Origin of the sequence: Streptomyces sp. SirexAA-E (assembly GCF_000177195.2) — a bacterium.
Taxonomy (GTDB): Bacteria; Actinomycetota; Actinomycetes; order Streptomycetales; family Streptomycetaceae; genus Streptomyces; species Streptomyces flavovirens.
The window spans coordinates 678,291-697,722 of the sequence record NC_015953.1; the positions used below are offsets into that span (position 1 = coordinate 678,291).

Annotated in this window: 15 protein-coding genes; 10 read left to right on the forward strand and 5 right to left on the reverse strand. The window is 72.4% G+C overall.

What is annotated here, in order from left to right:
• Positions 1 to 68 precede the first annotated feature (68 nt).
• From SACTE_RS02915 to SACTE_RS02940, 6 genes are all read left to right on the forward strand, one after another.
• Positions 69 to 1,529, forward strand: a complete 1,461-nt coding sequence (locus SACTE_RS02915; RefSeq protein WP_014044533.1) for a Gfo/Idh/MocA family oxidoreductase — start codon at positions 69 to 71, stop codon at positions 1,527 to 1,529.
• Between the two features lie 180 nt (positions 1,530 to 1,709).
• Complete coding sequence (locus tag SACTE_RS02920) at positions 1,710 to 3,632, forward strand: ABC transporter ATP-binding protein (RefSeq protein ID WP_014044534.1); 1,923 nt, start codon at positions 1,710 to 1,712, stop codon at positions 3,630 to 3,632.
• On the forward strand, positions 3,629 to 5,410 hold the full coding sequence (locus SACTE_RS02925) for an ABC transporter ATP-binding protein (RefSeq protein ID WP_014044535.1): 1,782 nt from the start codon (positions 3,629 to 3,631) through the stop codon (positions 5,408 to 5,410). Before SACTE_RS02920 ends, SACTE_RS02925 begins: the two co-directional genes overlap by 4 nt.
• A 55-nt stretch (positions 5,411 to 5,465) precedes the next feature.
• Complete coding sequence (locus SACTE_RS02930; protein ID WP_014044536.1) at positions 5,466 to 7,229, forward strand: ABC transporter ATP-binding protein; 1,764 nt, start codon at positions 5,466 to 5,468, stop codon at positions 7,227 to 7,229.
• A complete protein-coding gene (locus SACTE_RS02935) occupies positions 7,226 to 8,983 on the forward strand; it encodes an ABC transporter ATP-binding protein (RefSeq protein WP_014044537.1) in 1,758 nt (585 codons plus the stop codon). Before SACTE_RS02930 ends, SACTE_RS02935 begins: the two co-directional genes overlap by 4 nt.
• A 171-nt stretch (positions 8,984 to 9,154) precedes the next feature.
• Complete coding sequence (locus SACTE_RS02940) at positions 9,155 to 10,516, forward strand: NAD(P)/FAD-dependent oxidoreductase (protein WP_014044538.1); 1,362 nt, start codon at positions 9,155 to 9,157, stop codon at positions 10,514 to 10,516.
• 53 nt (positions 10,517 to 10,569) lie between these two features.
• Here SACTE_RS02940 and SACTE_RS02945 read toward each other — a convergent pair whose 3' ends face one another.
• A complete protein-coding gene (locus SACTE_RS02945) occupies positions 10,570 to 12,105 on the reverse strand; it encodes an ATP-dependent DNA ligase (protein WP_014044539.1) in 1,536 nt (511 codons plus the stop codon).
• 54 nt (positions 12,106 to 12,159) lie between these two features.
• Positions 12,160 to 12,951, reverse strand: a complete 792-nt coding sequence (locus tag SACTE_RS02950) for a metal-dependent hydrolase (RefSeq protein WP_014044540.1) — start codon at positions 12,949 to 12,951, stop codon at positions 12,160 to 12,162.
• Between the two features lie 97 nt (positions 12,952 to 13,048).
• Between SACTE_RS02950 and SACTE_RS02955 the strand changes: the two genes are divergently transcribed.
• Both SACTE_RS02955 and SACTE_RS02960 read left to right on the forward strand, forming a co-directional pair.
• Positions 13,049 to 15,622, forward strand: coding sequence for a DEAD/DEAH box helicase (locus SACTE_RS02955; RefSeq protein WP_014044541.1), 2,574 nt, complete (start codon positions 13,049 to 13,051; stop codon positions 15,620 to 15,622).
• A gap of 31 nt (positions 15,623 to 15,653) precedes the next feature.
• Positions 15,654 to 16,529, forward strand: coding sequence for an acyl-CoA thioesterase II (locus tag SACTE_RS02960; RefSeq protein WP_014044542.1), 876 nt, complete (start codon positions 15,654 to 15,656; stop codon positions 16,527 to 16,529).
• 11 nt (positions 16,530 to 16,540) lie between these two features.
• Here SACTE_RS02960 and SACTE_RS02965 read toward each other — a convergent pair whose 3' ends face one another.
• Together SACTE_RS02965 and SACTE_RS35365 are read right to left on the reverse strand one after the other, a co-directional pair.
• Positions 16,541 to 16,744, reverse strand: coding sequence for a DUF6011 domain-containing protein (locus SACTE_RS02965; protein WP_086021281.1), 204 nt, complete (start codon positions 16,742 to 16,744; stop codon positions 16,541 to 16,543).
• Between the two features lie 39 nt (positions 16,745 to 16,783).
• Entirely contained in the window at positions 16,784 to 16,918 is a 135-nt protein-coding gene (locus SACTE_RS35365; protein ID WP_019992851.1) for a hypothetical protein, read from the reverse strand.
• Between the two features lie 112 nt (positions 16,919 to 17,030).
• Between SACTE_RS35365 and SACTE_RS02970 the strand changes: the two genes are divergently transcribed.
• Positions 17,031 to 17,609, forward strand: a complete 579-nt coding sequence (locus SACTE_RS02970) for a GNAT family N-acetyltransferase (protein ID WP_014044544.1) — start codon at positions 17,031 to 17,033, stop codon at positions 17,607 to 17,609.
• Positions 17,606 to 18,097 (forward strand): glutathione peroxidase, encoded by a 492-nt coding sequence (locus SACTE_RS02975; protein ID WP_014044545.1) that lies wholly within the window; start codon positions 17,606 to 17,608, stop codon positions 18,095 to 18,097. The genes SACTE_RS02970 and SACTE_RS02975 overlap by 4 nt, the downstream gene beginning before the upstream one ends.
• 49 nt (positions 18,098 to 18,146) lie before the next feature.
• Here the strand turns inward: SACTE_RS02975 and SACTE_RS02980 are convergent, their stop codons facing one another.
• Positions 18,147 to 19,373, reverse strand: coding sequence for an acyl-CoA dehydrogenase family protein (locus SACTE_RS02980; protein WP_014044546.1), 1,227 nt, complete (start codon positions 19,371 to 19,373; stop codon positions 18,147 to 18,149).
• Positions 19,374 to 19,432: the final 59 nt, after the last annotated feature.

Consider the following 19,432-nt stretch of genomic DNA (forward strand, 5'->3'; position numbering starts at 1 on the left):
CAGCCATCTGTCCACGCGGGCCGGTGCCTCCGTACGCGCACCGTCAGATCCCCTTTTGTGGAGGCTCGATGAATGACGACGTACCTGGGGGCCTGGACCCTCGGGGCCAGGACCCGCAGACCACGAACGACGGCTCGCCGAGCCGTCGTTCCGTGCTTCGCACCACCGCCGGTGTGGTCGGGGCCGCGAGCGCCGGGCTCGGGCTCGGAGCGCTCGGCACCGGCTCGGCGTCGGCCGCGGAGCACACGGCGGACGCCGACCCCCTGTCCGTACCGGCCCGCAGGGGCGCCACCATGGCCGGGGTCCGCTTCGACCGGCGTTCGACCGTACGGGTGGGCATCGTCGGCCTGGGCAACCGCGGCGGCAGCATGATCGATCTCTTCCTCGCCGTCGAGGGGGTGCGGGTCGTCGCCGTGTGCGACCCCGTGAAGGACAAGGCCGAGCGTGCCGCCGCCAAGGTGACGGCCGCGGGTCAGCCGGCCCCCGCGGTGTACGCGCACGGGGAGGACGACTACGCGAACCTGTGCAGGCGCGGGGACATCGACTTCGTCTACGTGGCGACTCCGTGGGACTTCCACTTCGAGATGGCCAGGACCGCCCTGCTCAACGGCAAGCACGTCGGGGTCGAGTGCCCCGTCGCCCTGCGACTGGACCAGCTCTGGGAGCTGGTCGACCTCTCGGAGCGGACCCGCCGCCACTGCATGCAGCTGGAGAACTGTTGTTACGGCCGCAACGAGATGCGTGTACTGCGCATGGCGCACGCCGGTCTCTTCGGCGACCTGCTGCACGGGGCGGGCGCGTACAACCACGATCTGCGCGGCCTGATGTTCGACCCCGGCTACTACGAGGGCCCCTGGCGGCGGCTGTGGCACACCCGGCTGCGGGGGGACCTGTACCCCAACCACGGCTTCGGCCCGGTCGCCAACTACATGGACGTCAACCGCGGCGACCGCGCGGTCAGCATCACGAGTGTCGGCTCCCCCTCGCTCGGCCTGGCCGCCTACCGCAAGGAGCACATGCCGGCCGGTGACCCGAGCTGGAAGGAGACGTACATCGAGAGCGACCGCACGATCAGTCTCGTCCAGACCGCCAAGGGCCGGGTGATCCGCCTGGAGCACGACGTGTCGACGCCCCACCCCTACTCACGGATCAACAGCCTCGGCGGTACGAAGGGGGTGTTCGAGGACTATCCCGAGCGGATCTACCTCGAACCCGACCACACGAACGACGAGTGGGCGGACTTCTCCGCGTACGCCGACTGGGACCACTGGCTGTGGAAGAACCACGCCAACCCGCCCGGCGGTCACGGGGGCATGGACTACATGATGGTGTTCCGGCTGATGCAGTGCATGCGTCTGGGCCTCGCCCCCGACTTCGACGTGTACGACGCCGCCACCTGGACCGCGCCCGTACCGCTGAGCCACCTCTCCATCAAGGCCAAGGGCGCACCGCAGCAGATACCCGACTTCACCCGGGGTGAGTGGAGGAAGGCCCGTTCCGGCATGGACTCCACCGAGCCCGTGGAGTAGGTGCGTTCGACGCCCCGCCGCCCCTGCGGCGGCGGGGCCTGTCCCGGGACCGGCAGAGGCTGTCACGGCGAAATAAATCGCTTGCCTCGCAGAGGGGCGGGAAGCGAACCTTGCACGGTTTGCTCCCCCTGTTCCACGAGATCCCTACGGGTCTCCGCTCCTTCCGATCCTTGGGACGTCATGCAGATTCGCGATCTTCCGTACTCGGATCCCGGCGATCCCGACGTCAGGTCGGGTCCACGTTTCCTCCTGTGGCTGGGCCGCGGTCAGCTCACCGGCCAGCTCAAGTCCCTCTTCTGGGGGCTGATGCACCAGTGCGCGATCGCCGGGCTGCCGCTCGGCGTGGGACTCGCGGTCCAGGCCGTCGTCGAACGCTCCGGCCGCTCTCTCGCGATCGCCGGGGTGCTCATCGCCGCGCTGGGCGTCCTGATCGCGGTGGGTGACACCATGCTCCACCGGACGGCGGTCACCAACTGGATCACCGCGGCGGCCCGGGTGCAGCAGCTGCTGGCGCGCAAGACGGCCGAGCTGGGGTCGGCGCTGACCCGGCGGGTCGCGGCGGGTGAGGTCGTCGCCGTCTCCACCGGGGACGTCGAGAAGATCGGCTGGTTCGTCGAGGCACTGTCACGATTCGCCGCCGCCGCGGTCGCCCTCGTCCTGATCTGCGTGGGGCTCGTCCTCTACCTCCCCTCCCTGGGCCTGCTGGTCGCGCTCGCGGTGCCCGCCCTCGCCCTCGCGGTCCTGCCGCTCCTCCCCCGGGCCACCCGGCGGGCGGACGTCCAGCGTGAGAAGGCGGGTCACGCCACCGAGCTGGCCTCCGACACGGTGGCGGGGCTCCGGGTGCTGCGAGGGATCGGCGGCGAGGAGTTGTTCCTCGGCCGCTACCGGCGCGCCTCCCAGGAGGTGCGCGAGGCGGCGGTGCGCAGCGCGCGCATGTGGGCCCTGATCTCGGCGGTCCAGGTGCTCCTGCCCGGGCTGCTGCTGATCGCACTGGTCCGGTACGGGGCCGCACTGGTCCAGGACGGCCGGATCGAGGTCGGGCAGCTGGTCACCGTCTACAGTGCCGCGACACTGATGCTCTTCCCGCTGCGGCACTTCGAGGAGATCGCCATGGCGTACTCCTTCTCCCGGCCCTCCGCGCAGCGGGCCGTCCGGGTGCTGGCCCTGAAGCGCAGCACCCAGCCGTCGACGCTCGGTGCCATGGTCCCGGAAGGTGACCTCTACGACCCGGTGACCGGACTGCTGGCGCCTCGGGGCCTGTTCACCGCCGTGGTCTGCGGCGACCCCGACGAGGCGGGCCGACTGGCCGACCGGCTCGGCGGCCACGCCGAGCCGGACAGCACACGGGCGGACGGCGGCGAAGGGGGCGGCGAGGCGGACACGGCCGGAGCGGACGGCACCGGGCAGGACCGTGCCGGTCCACGGCCGCTCCCCTCGGTCCTGCTGGGTGGCGTGGCCCTGGACGAGCTGCCGCTCGACTCGGCCCGGACCGCGGTGCTCGTGCAGGACAAGGACCCGGTGCTGCTCTCCGGGACGCTGCGCGAACTGCTGGACGTACCGTCGGCGGGCACGGTGGCCGCTGAGGACGCCCTGGCAGCCGCGCAGTGTGCCGACGTGCTGGACGCGCTGGCCCAGGCGTCCGTCGACGCGGACGGCGATCCCATGAACACCCGGATCACCGAGCGGGGCCGCTCCCTCTCCGGCGGTCAGCGGCAGCGGCTCGCGCTGGCGCGCTCCCTGGTCACCGATCCCGAGGCACTGGTGCTGGACGAGCCGACGTCCGCCGTCGACTCGCACACGGAGGCCCGGGTCGCCGCCGGTGTGAAGCGACTGCGGCGGGGCCGCACGACGGTGGCGTTCTCCTCGTCCCCCTTGCTGCTGGACCTCGCCGACCGGGTGGCGCTGGTGCGCGGCGGCCGGGTCGTGGCAGCCGGTACCCACCGTGACCTGCTGCGGGACGAGCCGTACTACCGTGCCGTCGTCACCCGGGAGAGCGACGACGGCACCGCGGCCCCGGCCGCCCAGGACGCACAGGACCGGCTCGCCTCGATCGACGCGTCGCGGACGGCCGCAGCCATCGAGGACATCGAGGAGAGGGCATGACCGGCCTCGCACCACCGGCGTACGACCCGGCCGCACCGGAGTCGGCGACGACTCTGCCGGTCGGCACGCCCACGACCGTACGCACGTACGTCCGTTCCCTGCTTCGGCGTCACCGCAGGCCGTTCGCCGTGCTGATCGCGGCCAACGCGGTCGCGGTGATCGCCTCGATCACCGGTCCCTATCTGCTGGGCGGCCTGGTCGAGGACCTGTCGAACGGCGTCGGGGACCTCCATCTGGAGCGCACCGTGGCGGTGTTCGCGGTGGCCCTGGTCGTGCAGACCGTCTTCACCCGGACCATGCGGCTGCGCGGCGCGATGCTCGGCGAGGAGATGCTCGCCGATCTGCGCGAGGACTTCCTCGTCCGCTCGGTCGGACTGCCCCCGGGTGTACTGGAGCGGGCGGGCACCGGTGATCTGCTGTCCAGGATCACCACGGACATCGACCGGCTGGCCAACGCGATGCGGGAGGCCGTGCCGCAGCTGGCGATCGGTGTGGTGTGGGTGGGGCTGCTGATCGGCGCGCTCACCGTCACCGCCCCGCCGCTGGCCCTCGCGGTGCTGATCGCCCTGCCGGTGCTGCTCGTCGGCTGCCGGTGGTACTTCCGGCGGGCGCCGTCCGCGTACCGTTCGGAGGCCGCCGGATACGCGGCGGTGGCCGCGGTGCTGGCCGAGACGGTGGACGCCGGGCGGACCGTGGAGTCCCACCGTCTGGGGGCCCGCCGGGTCGCCCTGTCGGACCGCCGGATCACTCAGTGGACCGCGTGGGAGCGGTACACGCTCTTCCTGCGCTCGGTGCTCTTCCCCGTCATCAACGCCACCTATGTGACGATCCTGGGCGCGGTGCTGCTGCTCGGCGGCTGGTTCGTGATCGAGGGGTGGCTCACCGTCGGGCAGCTGACGACGGGGGCGCTGCTGGCGCAGATGATGGTGGATCCGATCGGCCTGATCCTGCGCTGGTACGACGAGTTGCAGGTCGCCCAGGTGTCGCTGGCCCGGCTCGTCGGCGTGCGGGAGATCGAGCCCGACGCCGGGGACGACCGGGTCGGGCCGGACGGCCGGGAGGTCCGGGCGGAGGAGGTGCGCTTCGGCTACCGCGCCGGTGTGGACGTCCTGCACGACGTGTCGCTGGCTGTCGCCCCGGGCACGCGGGTGGCGCTGGTCGGGCCGTCGGGGGCGGGCAAGTCCACTCTGGGCCGTCTGCTGGCCGGGATCTACGCTCCCCGGAGCGGCGAGGTCACCCTCGGCGGGGCCGAGCTGTCCCGGATGACGGCCGAGCGGGTGCGGAGCCATGTGGCCCTGGTCAACCAGGAGCACCACGTGTTCGTGGGGACGCTCCGGGACAACCTGCTCCTGGCCCGTACGGACGCCGAGGACGCGCAGCTGTGGGCCTCGCTCGCGGCGGTCGACGCGGACGGCTGGGCCAAGGCGCTGGACGACGGCCTGGACACCGAGGTCGGCTCGGGAAGCGTGTCGCTGACCCCGGCGCAGGCGCAGCAGATCGCCCTGGCCCGGCTGGTGCTGGCGGACCCGCACACGCTGGTGCTGGACGAGGCGACCTCACTGCTCGACCCGCGGGCGGCCCGGCACCTGGAGCGTTCCCTGGCCCAGGTGCTGGACGGCCGTACGGTGATCGCGATCGCCCACCGGCTGCACACGGCTCACGACGCGGACGTGATCGCGGTCGTGGAGAACGGCCGGATCGCCGAACTGGGCAGTCACGACGAGCTGGTCGCGGCGGACGGCGCGTACGCGGCCCTGTGGCGCTCCTGGCACGGGTGAGCCCACCGAGGGCTGTCCCGGCATATCTGCCGTGGACAGCCCTTAGGGTGCGGCCATGACGGATTCGTACAAAGATCCGGGGACCCCGGACTGTCGTAGCGCCGCGCGATACCTGCTCTGGCTGATCACCCGTCAGCGCCGCCGGATCGCCGCCGGTGCGCTGCTGGGCAGTGCCTGGATGGTCTGTCTGACGGTGCCGCCGTACCTGCTCTCACGCGCCATCGACGACGGGCTGGAGTCCGGCCGGTGGTCCGCCCTGGCCGGCTGGGTGGCGGCGTTGCTGGGTGTGGGGGTGCTGAACGCGTGGCTGGCCATCATGCGCCACCGCACGATGACCAGGGTGCGGTTGGACGCCGTCTTCCGGTCCGTGCGGGTCGTGGTCGCACAGGCGACCCGCCTCGGCGGGGCGCTTCCGGGCCGGGTCACTGCCGGGGAGGTCGTCACGATCGGGTTCGGCGACGTCGCCGTCATCGCCAACACGCTCACGATCACCGGCCCCGGTGTCGGAGCGGTCCTCGCCTATGTCGTCGTGGCCGTCCTGCTGTTGACCGTGTCGCCGCTGCTCGCCGTGGTGGTGCTGCTCGGGGTGCCGCTGCTCGCCCTGGCGGTCGGCCCGTTGCTGGGGCGGCTGCAGGGCGTCGAGGCGACGTACCGGGAGCGGCAGGGCGGGCTCGCCGCCCGTTTCGAGGACATGGTCAAGGGCCTGCGCGTCCTCAACGGCATCGGCGGCAAGGACGTGTACGCCGAGCGCTACCGGCGCGGCTCCCGGGAACTCCGGGCGGAGGGGTACCGCGTCGGCACGGTGACCAGCTGGATCCACGCCCTCGGTGTCGGTCTTCCCACCTTGTTCCTCGGGGCCGTGACCTGGCTCGCGGCCCGGATGGCCGCTCAGGGGACGATCAGCGTCGGCGAGTTGGTCGCGGTCTACGGCTATGCCGCGGTGCTGGTGGTTCCGGTCTCGTTCTTCATCGAGGGCGGCTACGACCTCAGCCGCGGACTCGTGGCAGCCCGCCGGGTCGTACGGTTCCTGTCCCTGGAGCCCGATCCCGTCGGCGGGAAGGCGGCCTCGGCCGGTCCCGGGGCGCCGTCCACGCTGCGCGACCCGGAATCCGGCGTCGAGGCCGAGCCCGGGAGGCTGACCGCGTTGGTCAGCGCCAGCCCCTCGGAGTCCGCGGCGGTGGTCGACCGCCTCGGCCGGTTCGCCCCGTCGGCCGTCACCTGGGGCGGGACACGCCTGGACGACATCGATCTGACCCAGGTCCGCCGTCGGATCCTCGTCGCGGACAACGAGGCCGACCTGTTCGCCGGTCCGTTCCGCGAGGTGGTCGGCGGCGCTTCGGACCGGGACGAGGAGGCCATCGGCAGCGCTGTCCGCGCGGCCGTGGCCCAGGACATCGTCCGCGGGCTGCCGGACGGCCTCGACTCGCTCGTCGAGGCGCAGGGCCGCAACCTCTCCGGTGGCCAGCGGCAGCGCGTCCGCCTGGCCCGGGCCCTGCTGGCCGACCCGGAGGTGCTCCTGGCGGTCGAGCCGACCTCGGCGGTCGACGCGCACACCGAGGCTGCTGTCGCGACCCGGCTGCGCGCCGCGCGGTCCGGCCGCACCACGGTCGTCACCAGTACGTCACCGCTCCTGCTGGACCGGGCGGACACCGTGTACTACCTGGTCGACGGGTCCGTCGCGGCCGTGGGCGACCACCGTGAACTCCTGGAGACGGAGCGCGGTTACCGCCTCCTCGTGTCACGCGGCGCGGATGACGACGAGGGCGGTGACGGGGTCGGTGAAGGCCCCGTCCCGCCGCTCCGGGAGGCCGTGCGATGACCGCCGGTTCCCTTCCCGTCGCCGGGCCCTCGGCCGTCCGCCGGGCGGCGCTCCGGCTGGTCCGGCAGGACGGCCGTGCCTTCGCGGCCGTGATCGGCCTCAACGCGTCGGCCGCCGGTGCCGGGCTCGTCGGCCCCTGGCTGCTCGGCCGCATCATCGACGAGGTCAGGGCGGGGGCTTCGGTCGCCGCGGTGGACCGCCTCGCACTCGCCATCCTCGTCTTCGCCCTGGTGCAGCTCCTTCTGGTCCGTTACGCCGGTCACCTCGGGCACCGCTTCGGCGAACGGACCCTGGCGCGTATCCGCGAGCAGTTCGCCGACCGGGCACTCGCCCTGCCCGCCACGGTGGTCGAGCGCGCCGGCACGGGCGACCTGCTCACCCGCGGCACCACCGATGTCGCCGCGGTCGGCGCCACCCTCCGGGACGCCGGACCCGAGATCCTCATCGCCGCGGCCCAGGCGCTCTTCATCCTCGGCGCGGTCTTCGCGCTCGACCCGCTGCTCGGCGCGTGCGGGGTGCTGGGCCTGTGCGGCATCTGGTTCGCCGCCCGCTGGTATCTGCGCCGGGCGCTCGACGCGTACCTGGCCGAGGGAGCCGCCAACTCGGCTCTCGCGGAGCAGCTGGCGGCCACCGCCGCCGGTGCCCGCACCGTCGAGGCCCTCGGGCTCCAGCGGCGCCGTGTCGCGGCGAGCGAGAAGACGATCGCGGAGTGCCGGAGCACACGGGTCCGGACGCTGTTCCTGCGCAGTGTCCTCTTCCCGGCCGTGGACGTCTCCTACGTCGTTCCCGTGGCGGGTGTCCTGCTGCTCGGCGCGGTGCTGCACGACCACGGTTCCATGAGCCTGGGCGCGGTGGTCGCCTCGGCCCTGTACCTGCGGCAGCTGTCCCAGCCCCTGGACACCGTCCTGCAGCAGATGGAACAGGTGCAGAGCAGCAGCGCCTCGTTCGCCAGGGTCGAGGGCCTCGGCCTGGCGGCGCAGGCGCCGCCGGCCTCCTCCCCCGTACCGGCCGACGACCGGATCGAGGTGTCCGCGGTGCGCTACGCCTACGAGGGCGGCGGCGACGTCCTGCACGGGGTCGACCTGACGGTCCGGCCCGGCGAGCGGCTGGTGATCGTCGGCCCCTCCGGTGCGGGCAAGACCACGCTGGGCCGGCTGCTGGCGGGCATGGACCGGCCGCGCACCGGCTCGGTGACCGTGGGACGGGTCCCGGTCGCCGGCCTCGACCCCGAGCGGCTGCGCCGGCACGTCGTCCTCGTCACCCAGGAGCACCACGTGTTCCTCGGCACGGTCGGGGACAACCTCCGGGTCGCCTCCGCCCACGCCACCGACGACGAACTGCGCGCGGCACTCGCCACCGTCGGAGCCGGGTGGGCCGACGAACTGCCGGACGGCCTGGACACCGACCTGGGCCCCGGAGGGTACCGGCCGGACGGCGCCCAGGCGCAGCAGCTCGCCCTGGCGCGGGTGGTGCTGGCCGACCCGCACACACTGATACTCGACGAGGCGACCGCGCTCCTGGACCCCAGGACCGCACGGCACACGGAACGGGCACTGGCCGCCGTCCTCGAAGGCCGGACCGTCATCGCCGTCGCGCACCGACTGCAGACGGCGCACGACGCCGACCGGGTGGCCGTGATGGAGGACGGCCGGCTCACCGAGCTCGGCACCCACGACGAGCTGGTGGCGGCGGACGGCGCCTACGCCGCGCTGTGGCGTTCCTGGCACGGAGAGGGGCCGTCCTCCTCCTGCTGAGCCGGCCTCCCTCCCGCCCCCGGGACTGGCCGCTCCCCGGGGGCGGAAGCACGCCGCCGCGGCCCGCACAAGAGGCGAAGTCCGTCACCTGCGGTGAGGATGAGGAGTGACTGGCCCCGGATCCGGGGCAGGCGAGCGATGACCGCGTAAACCCGAGAAGGGACGCACACCGTGGCACGACCCAGGATTCTCGTTGTCGGCGCCGGCTTTGCCGGGATCGAGTGCGTACGCCGGCTGGAACGCAGCCTCGCTCCGGGTGAGGCGGACATCGCGCTGGTCACCCCGTTCTCCTACCAGCTCTACCTGCCGTTGCTTCCGCAGGTCGCCTCCGGGGTGCTCACTCCCCAGTCGGTCGCCGTCTCGCTGCGGCGCAGCCGGCGCCACCGCACCCGCATCGTGCCCGGCGGGGCGATCGGGGTGGACCCCAAGGCGAAGGTCTGCGTCGTACGGAAGATCACCGACGAGATCGTGAACGAGCCGTACGACTATCTCGTGCTGGCCGCCGGCAGCGTGACCAGGACGTTCGACATCCCGGGGCTGGTGGAGAACGCCCGGGGCATGAAGACGCTGGCCGAGGCCGCCTACATCCGGGACCACGTCATCTCCCAGCTCGATCTGGCCGATGCCAGCCAGGACGAGGCGGAGCGGGCGTCCCGGCTGCAGTTCGTCGTGGTGGGCGGCGGGTACGCCGGTACGGAGACCGCCGCCTGTCTGCAGCGGCTCACCACCAACGCCCTCAAGCACTACCCCCGGCTGGACCCGAAGCTGATCAAGTGGCATCTGATCGACATCGCGCCCAAGCTCATGCCGGAGCTCGGCGACAAGCTCGGCCTGGCCGCGCTCGACATCCTGCGCGACCGGGGCATCGAGGTCTCGCTGGGCGTCTCCGTGGCGGAGGCGGGTCCGGACAAGGTGACCTTCACCGACGGCCGGGTCCTTCCCTGCCGCACCCTGATCTGGACCGCCGGCGTCGCGGCCAGTCCGCTCGTCGCCACGCTGGACGCCGAGACGGTACGCGGCCGGCTCGCGGTGAGCCCCGAGATGTCGGTGCCCGGCGCGGACGGCGTGTTCGCGCTCGGTGATGCGGCCGCGGTGCCGGACCTGACCAAGGACGACGGGGCGATCTGCCCGCCGACCGCGCAGCACGCCATGCGCCAGGGCCGCGCGTTGGCCGACAACCTCATCGCCTCGCTGCGCAACCGGCCGCTCCAGCCGTACGTCCACAAGGACCTCGGCCTGGTCGTGGACCTCGGTGGCCGGGACGCCGTGTCCCGGCCGCTGGGCATCGAGCTGAAGGGCATGCCCGCGCAGGCCGTGGCACGCGGCTACCACTGGTCGGCGCTGCGGACCAATGTCGCCAAGACCCGGGTCATGACCAACTGGATGCTGAACGCGATCGCCGGTGACGACTTCGTCCGCACCGGCTTCCAGGCGCGGAAGCGGGCGACCCTGCGCGACTTCGAGTACACGGACGCCTACATGACGCCCGACGAGGTCCGCGCGCACACCGCCTCGGCGGTCCTGCACGGGTAGCGGTCCGGGTGTGACGGCGGGCCCCGTCCCTCGTGTGGGGACGGGGCCCGCCGTCATGCCCGGCGCGAGAGGACCGTGTCGACGGTGTCCGCCTCCTCGGGCGGCTTGTCCTCGCGGTAGCCGAGGACCCGGGCGAACCGCAGGGTGACGCCCGCCGGGTAGCGGGTGGAGTCCTGGAGCCCGTCGTAGGCGATCTCCACGACGAGTTCCGGGCGGACCGTCACGACGTGCCCGTCGTCGCCGGTGGACAGTTCCAGGAGCCGTTCGGTCTGCCAGGCGAGCATCGTGTCGGTGAGGCCCTTGAAGGTCTTGCCCAGCATCGCGAAGGTGCCGTCCGGGCGGCGTGCGCCCAGGTGCAGGTTGGACAGCTTGCCGGTGCGCCGTCCGTGGCCCCATTCGGCGGCGAGCACGACGAGGTCCAGGGTGTGGACGGGTTTCACCTTCAGCCAGGACGCGCCCCGCCGTCCGGCGCTGTACGGGGCGCTCGCGCCCTTGGCCACCACGCCCTCGTGGCCGCGGCCCAGGGCGGCCTCGAAGAACTCCTCGGCGGCCCGGCGCGCTGCCGGGTCCCGCGGGTCGGTGACGGTGACGCGCCGTACCCGCATGGGCTCGGGCACCAGCGTGTCCAGGGCCGTGTGCCGTTCGGTGAAGGGGAGGTCGATGAGTTCGCGTCCGTCGAGCGCGAGGACGTCGAAGAAGACCGCGACGACGGGGACCGCCGCCGCGGCGGTGGCGACGTCCCGCCGGGACCCGACCCGGGCGGCCGTCTCCTGGAAGGGCCGGGGGCGCCCGTCCGGTCCGAGGGCGATCACCTCGCCGTCCAGGACGAACCGCTCGCCGGGGAAGCGGGCGACGGCCGTGGCCGGCTCCGGCAGCCGGTCGGTGATGTCGTCGAGGGTGCGGGTGTAGATCCGCACCCCGGCGCCGTCCCGGTGGACCTGGACGCGGATGCCGTCGAGCTTCTCCTCCACGGCGCACGGCCCCAGCTTGTCGACGGCCTCGGTGACCGAACCGGCGGTGTGGGCCAGCATCGGCAGGACCGGACGGCCGACGGTGAGGCGGAAGGCCGCGAGGGCCTCGGGACCGTCGGCGAGCAGGGCCCGGGCGACGGACTGGAGCGACCCGGCGAGCATGACCGCCCGGCGCACGTCGGCGGGCGGCGCCCCGGTGGCGGCGGCCAGGGCGTCGGCGGCGAGGGCCTCCAGGGCACCCTGGCGCAGCTCGCCGGTGAGCAGTCCGCGAAGGAAGTGCTGTTCGTCGGCGGTGGCCGCGGCGAACAGCCGCCGCAGCCGCTCCTTGCGTGCCGCCTGCGAGCCGGGACCGGACAGCGCCCCGACGGCCGTGAGCTCGGCGTGGGCCTCCGCCACCGTCAGTACGGGGGTGTCCGCGGGTCGGGGCGGATCGGAGAGGGCGCTCCACCCGATGCCGAGCCTGCCCTGCGGGAGGCGGCCCGCCAGGTACGGGATGACGGTCGGGACGTCGTCGGGCCCGGTCTCCCGGAAGAGACCGGCCAGCAGGGCGACCTTGCGGTTCCGGGCCGAGGTCGCGGCGACCTCCAGGGACACGTGGGCGAGCCGGGCGAGCAGCATGCAGTCATGGTGCTACGCGCACGCGGGCGCCGCCCCCGGAACGGCTCGGTGCCGTCAGCCGAGGTTGAGCGCCGCGATGCCGCCTATTCCGCCGAGCACCATGAAGACCGGCATCAGCACCTTGATCTCGACCCAGCTGCCCGCCCGGAACCGCATGGCCTTCGGCGGCCCGAGCGGGTACCAGCGCTTGCGGCCTATCGGCAGGGGCCACAGGATCGGGCAGCCGGAGACGGTGAGCGCGTCACCGATGTCGTGGACGAGGGCGCCGAGCACGATCGGCAGGCCGAGCCACAGGTACTCCATGCCGGGTTCGGAGAACAGCCAGGTGGAGCCGTTGCCCGGCTCGTCCAGCACTCCGGCCAGGATCCACGCGCTGGTCGCGCCGAGCAGCCACACCAGGACGTCGCTGGAGACCCGGGCCGCCCGCCACAGCAGGCCCTCGACGGCGAGCACCAGGTGGACGAAGAGGATGGCCAGCACGGCCCACCGGCCGAGGGTGACCGCGGCGAGGGAGCAGCCGCCGCCGATCAGCACCGCCCACAGCCAGGTGTGGGTCAGGGTGCGGTGACCGCCGGTCCTGCGCGGGTCGCCGGGTCCCTTGGTCGCCTTGTAGACGGTGTACGAGAGCTTGTCGACGACCTCGCAGACACCCTTGGACACGGGGCCGAAGGCCCGCGAGATGGTGGCGGACTTGTGGTCCAGGTCCGGGGCGAGCGCGGCGCCCGCGCAGATCAGCGCCCCGACGACCAGGACGGGCCAGGGCATCGCGTGGCCCGCGCCCGCGGCCGCGGCACCCACCCCCAGCCAGGCCGCCGCTCCTGACAGCGAGTGTGCCGGTCCCATCATCGCTTCTGCCCGCCCCCATCGTGATCCGGCCGCGTCCACGGCCGGGCCGCCATCGCCTGTACGCGGCGGCCGAGTTGAAGGAGGAAGCGTATCGTCCATGATCTTCGCCCGGTCCGCCGGTTCCCTGATCGGGACGTGGGGCAGGCAAGATGGGGGCGTGACCCTAATCGATCAGCTGCCCCCGACCGCCGACCCGGACGCCCTCTTCGAGGCCTTCTCGTCATGGACCGAATCGCAGGGCATCACCCTCTATCCGGCTCAGGAGGAGGCGCTGATCGAGGTGGTCTCCGGAGCCAACGTGATCCTCTCCACCCCCACCGGTTCCGGAAAGAGCCTGGTGGCGGCGGGTGCGCACTTCACCGCGCTGGCCCAGGACAAGGTCACGTTCTACACCGCGCCGATCAAGGCGCTGGTCTCGGAGAAGTTCTTCGACCTGTGCAAGCTCTTCGGCACGGAGAACGTCGGGATGCTGACCGGCGACGCCTCGGTCAACGCCGACGCCCCGGTCATCTGCTGCACCGCCGAGGTGCTGGCGTCGATCGCGCTGCGTGACGGCAGGTACGCCGACATCGGCCAGGTCGTGATGGACGAGTTCCACTTCTACGCCGAGCCGGACCGCGGCTGGGCCTGGCAGATCCCGCTGCTGGAGCTTCCGCAGGCACAGTTCGTGCTGATGTCGGCGACGCTCGGCGACGTCTCGATGTTCGAGGAGGACCTGACCCGGCGCACCGGGCGCCCGACGTCCGTGGTGCGCTCGGCGACGCGGCCGGTGCCGCTGAGCTACGAGTACCGGCTGACGCCGATCACCGAGACGCTGACCGAGCTGCTGGACACCCGGCAGTCGCCCGTCTACATCGTGCACTTCACGCAGGCCGCGGCCGTGGAGCGGGCGCAGTCGCTGATGAGCATCAACATGTGCACCAAGGAGGAGAAGGAGAAGATCGCCGATCTGATCGGGAGCTTCCGCTTCACCACCAAGTTCGGCCAGAACCTCTCCCGCTACGTGCGCCACGGCATCGGGGTCCACCACGCGGGCATGCTCCCCAAGTACCGCCGCCTCGTCGAGAAGCTGGCGCAGGCGGGCCTGCTGAAGGTGATCTGCGGTACGGACACGCTCGGCGTCGGCGTCAACGTCCCCATCCGCACGGTGCTGTTCACGGCGCTCACCAAGTACGACGGCACCCGGGTGCGCACGCTGCGGGCCCGCGAGTTCCACCAGATCGCCGGCCGGGCCGGGCGGGCCGGGTTCGACACGGCGGGCTTCGTCGTCGCTCAGGCGCCCGAGCACGTCATCGAGAACGAGAAGGCCGTCAAGAAGGCGGGCGACGACCCCAAGAAGAAGCGCAAGGTGGTCCGCAAGAAGGCCCCCGAGGGGTTCGTCGCCTGGTCGGAGACGACCTTCGACAAGCTGATCCAGTCCGAGCCGGAGCCGCTGACCTCCCGCTTCCGGGTCACCCACACGATGCTGCTCTCGGTGATCGCGCGTCCGGGCAACGCCTTCGAGGCGATGCGCCACCTTCTGGAGGACAACCACGAGCCGCGCAGGGCGCAGCTGCGGCACATCCGGCGGGCCATCGCCATCTACCGCTCGCTGCTCGACGGCGGTGTGGTGGAGCAGCTGGAGACGCCCGACGCGGAGGGCCGGATCGTGCGGCTGACCGTCGACCTCCAGCAGGACTTCGCGCTCAACCAGCCGCTGTCCACGTTCGCCCTGGCGGCGTTCGACCTGCTGGACGCCGAGTCCCCGTCGTACGCCCTGGACATGGTCTCCGTGGTCGAGTCGACGCTCGACGACCCCCGCCAGATCCTCGCCGCCCAGCAGAACAAGGCGCGGGGCGAGGCCGTCGGGCAGATGAAGGCGGACGGCGTCGAGTACGAGGAGCGGATGGAGCGGCTCCAGGAGGTCACCTACCCCAAGCCGCTGAGCGAGCTGCTCTGGCACGCGTACGACGTCTACCGCACCAGCCACCCGTGGGTCGGCGACCACCCGGTGTCGCCGAAGTCGGTGGTCCGGGACATGTACGAACGGGCCATGACCTTCACGGAGTTCACCTCGAACTACGAGCTGGCCCGCACCGAGGGCATCGTGCTGCGTTATCTGGCGAGCGCGTACAAGGCGCTGGAGCACACGGTCCCGGACGACCTGAAGTCCGAGGACCTCCAGGACCTGATCGCCTGGTTGGGTGAGCTGGTGCGCCAGGTGGACTCCAGTCTGCTGGACGAGTGGGAGCAGCTGGCCAATCCGGAGGTGGAGACGGCCGAGCAGGCGCAGGAGCGGGCCGACGAGGTCAAGCCGGTCACGGCGAACTCCCGGGCGTTCCGGGTGCTGGTGCGCAACGCGATGTTCCGCCGGGTGGAGCTGGCCGCCCTGGACCGGGTGCGTGACCTCGGTGAGCTGGACGCGGGCTCGGGCTGGGACGAGGACGCGTGGGGCGAGGCGATGGACGCCTACTGGGACGCGCACGAGGACCTGGGGACGGGTCCGGACGCGCGCGGCCCGAAGCTGCTGAAGATCGAGGAGGACCCGGAGCACGGTCTGTGGCGGGTGTGGCAGGCGTTCGCCGACCCGGCGGGCGACCATGACTGGGGGATCCGTGCGGAGGTCGATCTGGCGGCCTCCGACGAGGAGGGCCGGGCGGTCGTCCGGGTCACGCAGGTGGGGCAGCTGTGACGGCGCGTCCCGGAGAGTGGAGCAGAACCGCATGACGAACCCCGCCGAGAGCCTGGTCGACCTGCTCGACCTGGAGCGGATCGAGGTCAACATCTTCCGTGGCCGCAGCCCCGAGGAGTCCCTGCAACGGGTCTTCGGCGGGCAGGTGGCGGGTCAGGCGCTGGTCGCGGCCGGCCGCACGACGGACGGGGAGCGCCCGGTCCATTCGCTGCACGCGTACTTCCTGCGGCCCGGCCGGCCGGGGGTGCCGATCGTGTACGACGTGGAGCGGGTGCGCGACGGCCGGTCCTTCACGACCCGCCGGGTCACGGCGGTGCAGCAGGGCCGGACGATCTTCAATCTGACGGCCTCCTTCCACAGGCCGGAGGAGGCGGGTTTCGAGCACCAGCTGCCGCCGGCCCGTGAGGTCCCGGGCCCGGAGGAGCTGCCGACGGTCGCGGACGAGGTGCGCGAGCACCTGGGCGGCCTGCCGGAGGCGCTGGAGCGGATGGCCCGGCGCCAGCCCTTCGACATCCGCTACGTCGACCGGCTGCGCTGGTCGCGGGAGGAGGTCGAGGGCGCCGAGCCCCGCAGCGCGGTGTGGATGCGCGCGGTGGGCCCGCTGGGCGACGACCCGCTGGTGCACACGTGCGCGCTGACGTACGCGAGCGACATGACGCTGCTGGACGCGGTCCGCATCCCGGTGGAGCCGCTCTGGGGTCCGCGCGGCTTCGACATGGCGTCGCTGGACCACGCGATGTGGTTCCACCAGCCGTTCCGGGCCGACGAGTGGTTCCTGTACGACCAGGAGTCGCCGATCGCGACGGGCGGGCGCGGGCTGGCCCGGGGCCGGATCTACGACCGCAAGGGCCGGTTGCTGGTGTCCGTGGTGCAGGAGGGGCTGTTCCGGCGTCTGGACGGCGCGTAGCCCGGCTGCTCTCAGGTGCCGGGCAGCGGGTCCTGCTCCACCTCGTGACGGCGGGTGCGGATGTCCGGCCCCGGTGGGTGCAGCTTGGCGTCGCAGTCGGGGCCGAGTCCGGTACGGCGTGACTCGGCCCCGGTGAGGGGGCGCCCGCACAGGGCGCAGCGCACCGGGCGGCGGGCGGCGGGCCGCGCGGGGCCGGCCGGCGGGTCGGGCGTCAGTCCGGGAAGCGGCTCGGGGGATTCCACCCCCGGATCCTCTCAGGCGCGGCGGGCCGGGGCTGACCGTGACGGCGGGGTCGCCCCGGGCATCGCGGCCATGGGCGCGGCGATGCCGAGGCTGCCGACGACCTCGGTGCCGTCGGCCACGCTGCTGCCGGGCCGTGAGGGCGTCACCGTGATGCCGCTGGTTCGTGGCGGTGGTGGTCTCCTGCGTCCCCGTGTCGCGGCTGGAGCGTCCTTCCGCCCCTGCCCGGCGGGCCGGTGCGGACGTGAAAGGATCCGGGGCATGACCGAGATCGTTCCCGTGACCGGACCCGAACTGGTCACGTACGCCGATGAACTGGCCGCCCTGCTGGTGGAGACCGTGGAAGGCGGCTCCTCGGTGGGTTTCCTCGCCCCGCTCGACCGGGAGGCCGCCGCCGACTGGTGGCGCAGGCGCGCCGCCCTCGTCGAGTCGGGGGACCACCAGGTCTGGATCGCCCGGGACGACGAGCGGGTGGTCGGCACGGTGGGCCTGGTGAGAGCCCCCCTGCCCAACGCCCGCCACCGCGCCGAGGTCGCCAAGCTGATGGTCCGTCCGTCGGCCCGGGGCCTGGGTGTCGGCCGGGCCCTGCTGACGGCCGTCGAGCGGTCGGCCGCCGCGGACGGGCTGAGCCTGCTCGTCCTGGACACCGAGACGGGGAGCCTCGCCGAGGAGCTCTACCGGTCGGCGGGGTGGACGGAGTGCGGTTCGATCCCGGCGTACGCCGGTGACCCGTCGGGTGCGCTGAAAGCAACCACGTTCTACTACCGGGTGATCGGCCCGTCCACCGGCACCGCGCGACAATGGACCGGTACGTCACACGACCGAGGAGAGCACGCATGACTCTGCACGACATCCCTCTGCGCACCCTCGCCGGCGAGCCCACCACGCTGGGCGCCTTCGAGGGTTCGGCGGTGCTGCTGGTGAACGTCGCGTCCCAGTGCGGGCTGACCCCGCAGTACGCGGGCCTGGAGCGCCTGCAGAAGGAGTACGCGGGCCGGGGGTTCACCGTGGTCGGCGTACCCTGCAACCAGTTCGCGGGCCAGGAGCCGGGCAGCGCCGAGGAGATCGAGACGTTCTGCTCCACGACGTACGGCGTGAGCTTCCCTCTGCTGGAGAAGACCGAGGTCAACGGCGAGGGCAGGCACCCTCTGTACGCGGAGCTGACGAAGCTCACGGACGCCGAGGGCACGGCGGGCGACGTCCAGTGGAACTTCGAGAAGTTCCTGATCTCGCCGGCCGGTGAGCCGGTCGCCCGCATCCGCCCGGGTGTCGAGCCGGAGGCACCCGAGGTCGTCTCCGTGATCGAGGCGAACCTGCCGCAGCGGTAGGACGCGCCAGGGGGCGGACCGCGGTCCGCCCCCTGGGCCCCTCGGCCGGTCAGCGGATCGGCATGCCCGACAGGGTGCGGGCGATCACCAGGCGCTGGATCTCGCTGGTGCCCTCGAAGATCGTGTAGATCGCCGCGTCCCGGTGCATCCGCTCGACCGGGTACTCGCGGGTGAAGCCGTTGCCGCCGAGGATCTGGACGGCCTGCGCGGTCACCGACTTCGCGGTCTCGCTCGCGAAGAGCTTGGACATCGACCCCTCGGCCGAGGTGAACTGCTTGCCCGCGGTGGCCATCCAGGAGGCACGCCACACCAGGAGCCGGGCCGCGTCGATCCGGGTGCGCATGTCGGCGAGCTGGAAGGCGATGCCCTGGTTGTCGATGATCGGGCGGCCGAACTGGCTGCGGGTCTTGGCGTAGTCCAGGGCCACCTCGTACGCGGCGCGGGCGGTGCCGACCGCCATGGCGCCGACGGCCGGGCGGGAGGCCTCGAAGGTGGCCATCGCTGCGTTCTTCACGCGCTCGCCCCCGGACTTGGCGCGCTCACGGGCCCGGGCGAGGCGCTCGTCCAGCTTCTCCTTGCCTCCGAGCAGGCAGCTGCCGGGGATGCGCACGTCCTCCAGGACCACCTCGGCGGTGTGCGAGGCGCGTATGCCGTGCTTCTTGAACTTCTGGCCCTGGGACAGGCCCGGGGTGGCCGGCGGGACGATGAAGGAGGCGTGGCCCTTGGAGCCGAGCTCCGGGTCGACGACGGCGACCACGACGTGGACGTTGGCGATGCCGCCGTTGGTCGCCCAGGTCTTGGTGCCGTTGAGGACCCATTCGTCCTTGGCCTCGTCGTACACCGCGCGGGTCCGCATCGAGGCGACGTCCGAACCGGCGTCCGGCTCGGAGGAGCAGAAGGCGGCGAGCTTCACGTCGTCGGCGTCGCCGTACATCTGCGGGATCCAGGTGCCGATCTGCTCCTCGGTGCCGTTGGCGAGGACGCCGACGGCCGCCAGGCCCGTACCGACGATGGACAGGGCGATGCCCGCGTCGCCCCAGAACAGCTCCTCCATGGCCACGGGGATGCCCAGGCCCGTAGGGTCGAAGTACTGCTGGGCGTAGAAGTCGAGGGAGTAGATGCCTACCTTGGCGGCCTCCTGGATGACGGGCCAGGGCGTCTCCTCACGCTCGTCCCACTCGGAGGCGGCCGGGCGGATCACGTCCGCTGCGAAGCCGTGCAGCCAGTCACGGACCTGCTTCTGGTCGTCGTTGAGCTCGAGCGTGAACTCGGCCATGTTCCCTCCATGCACTTCCGGACAACACCATGCGTTACCTGCGGTAACAACAGTCTGTT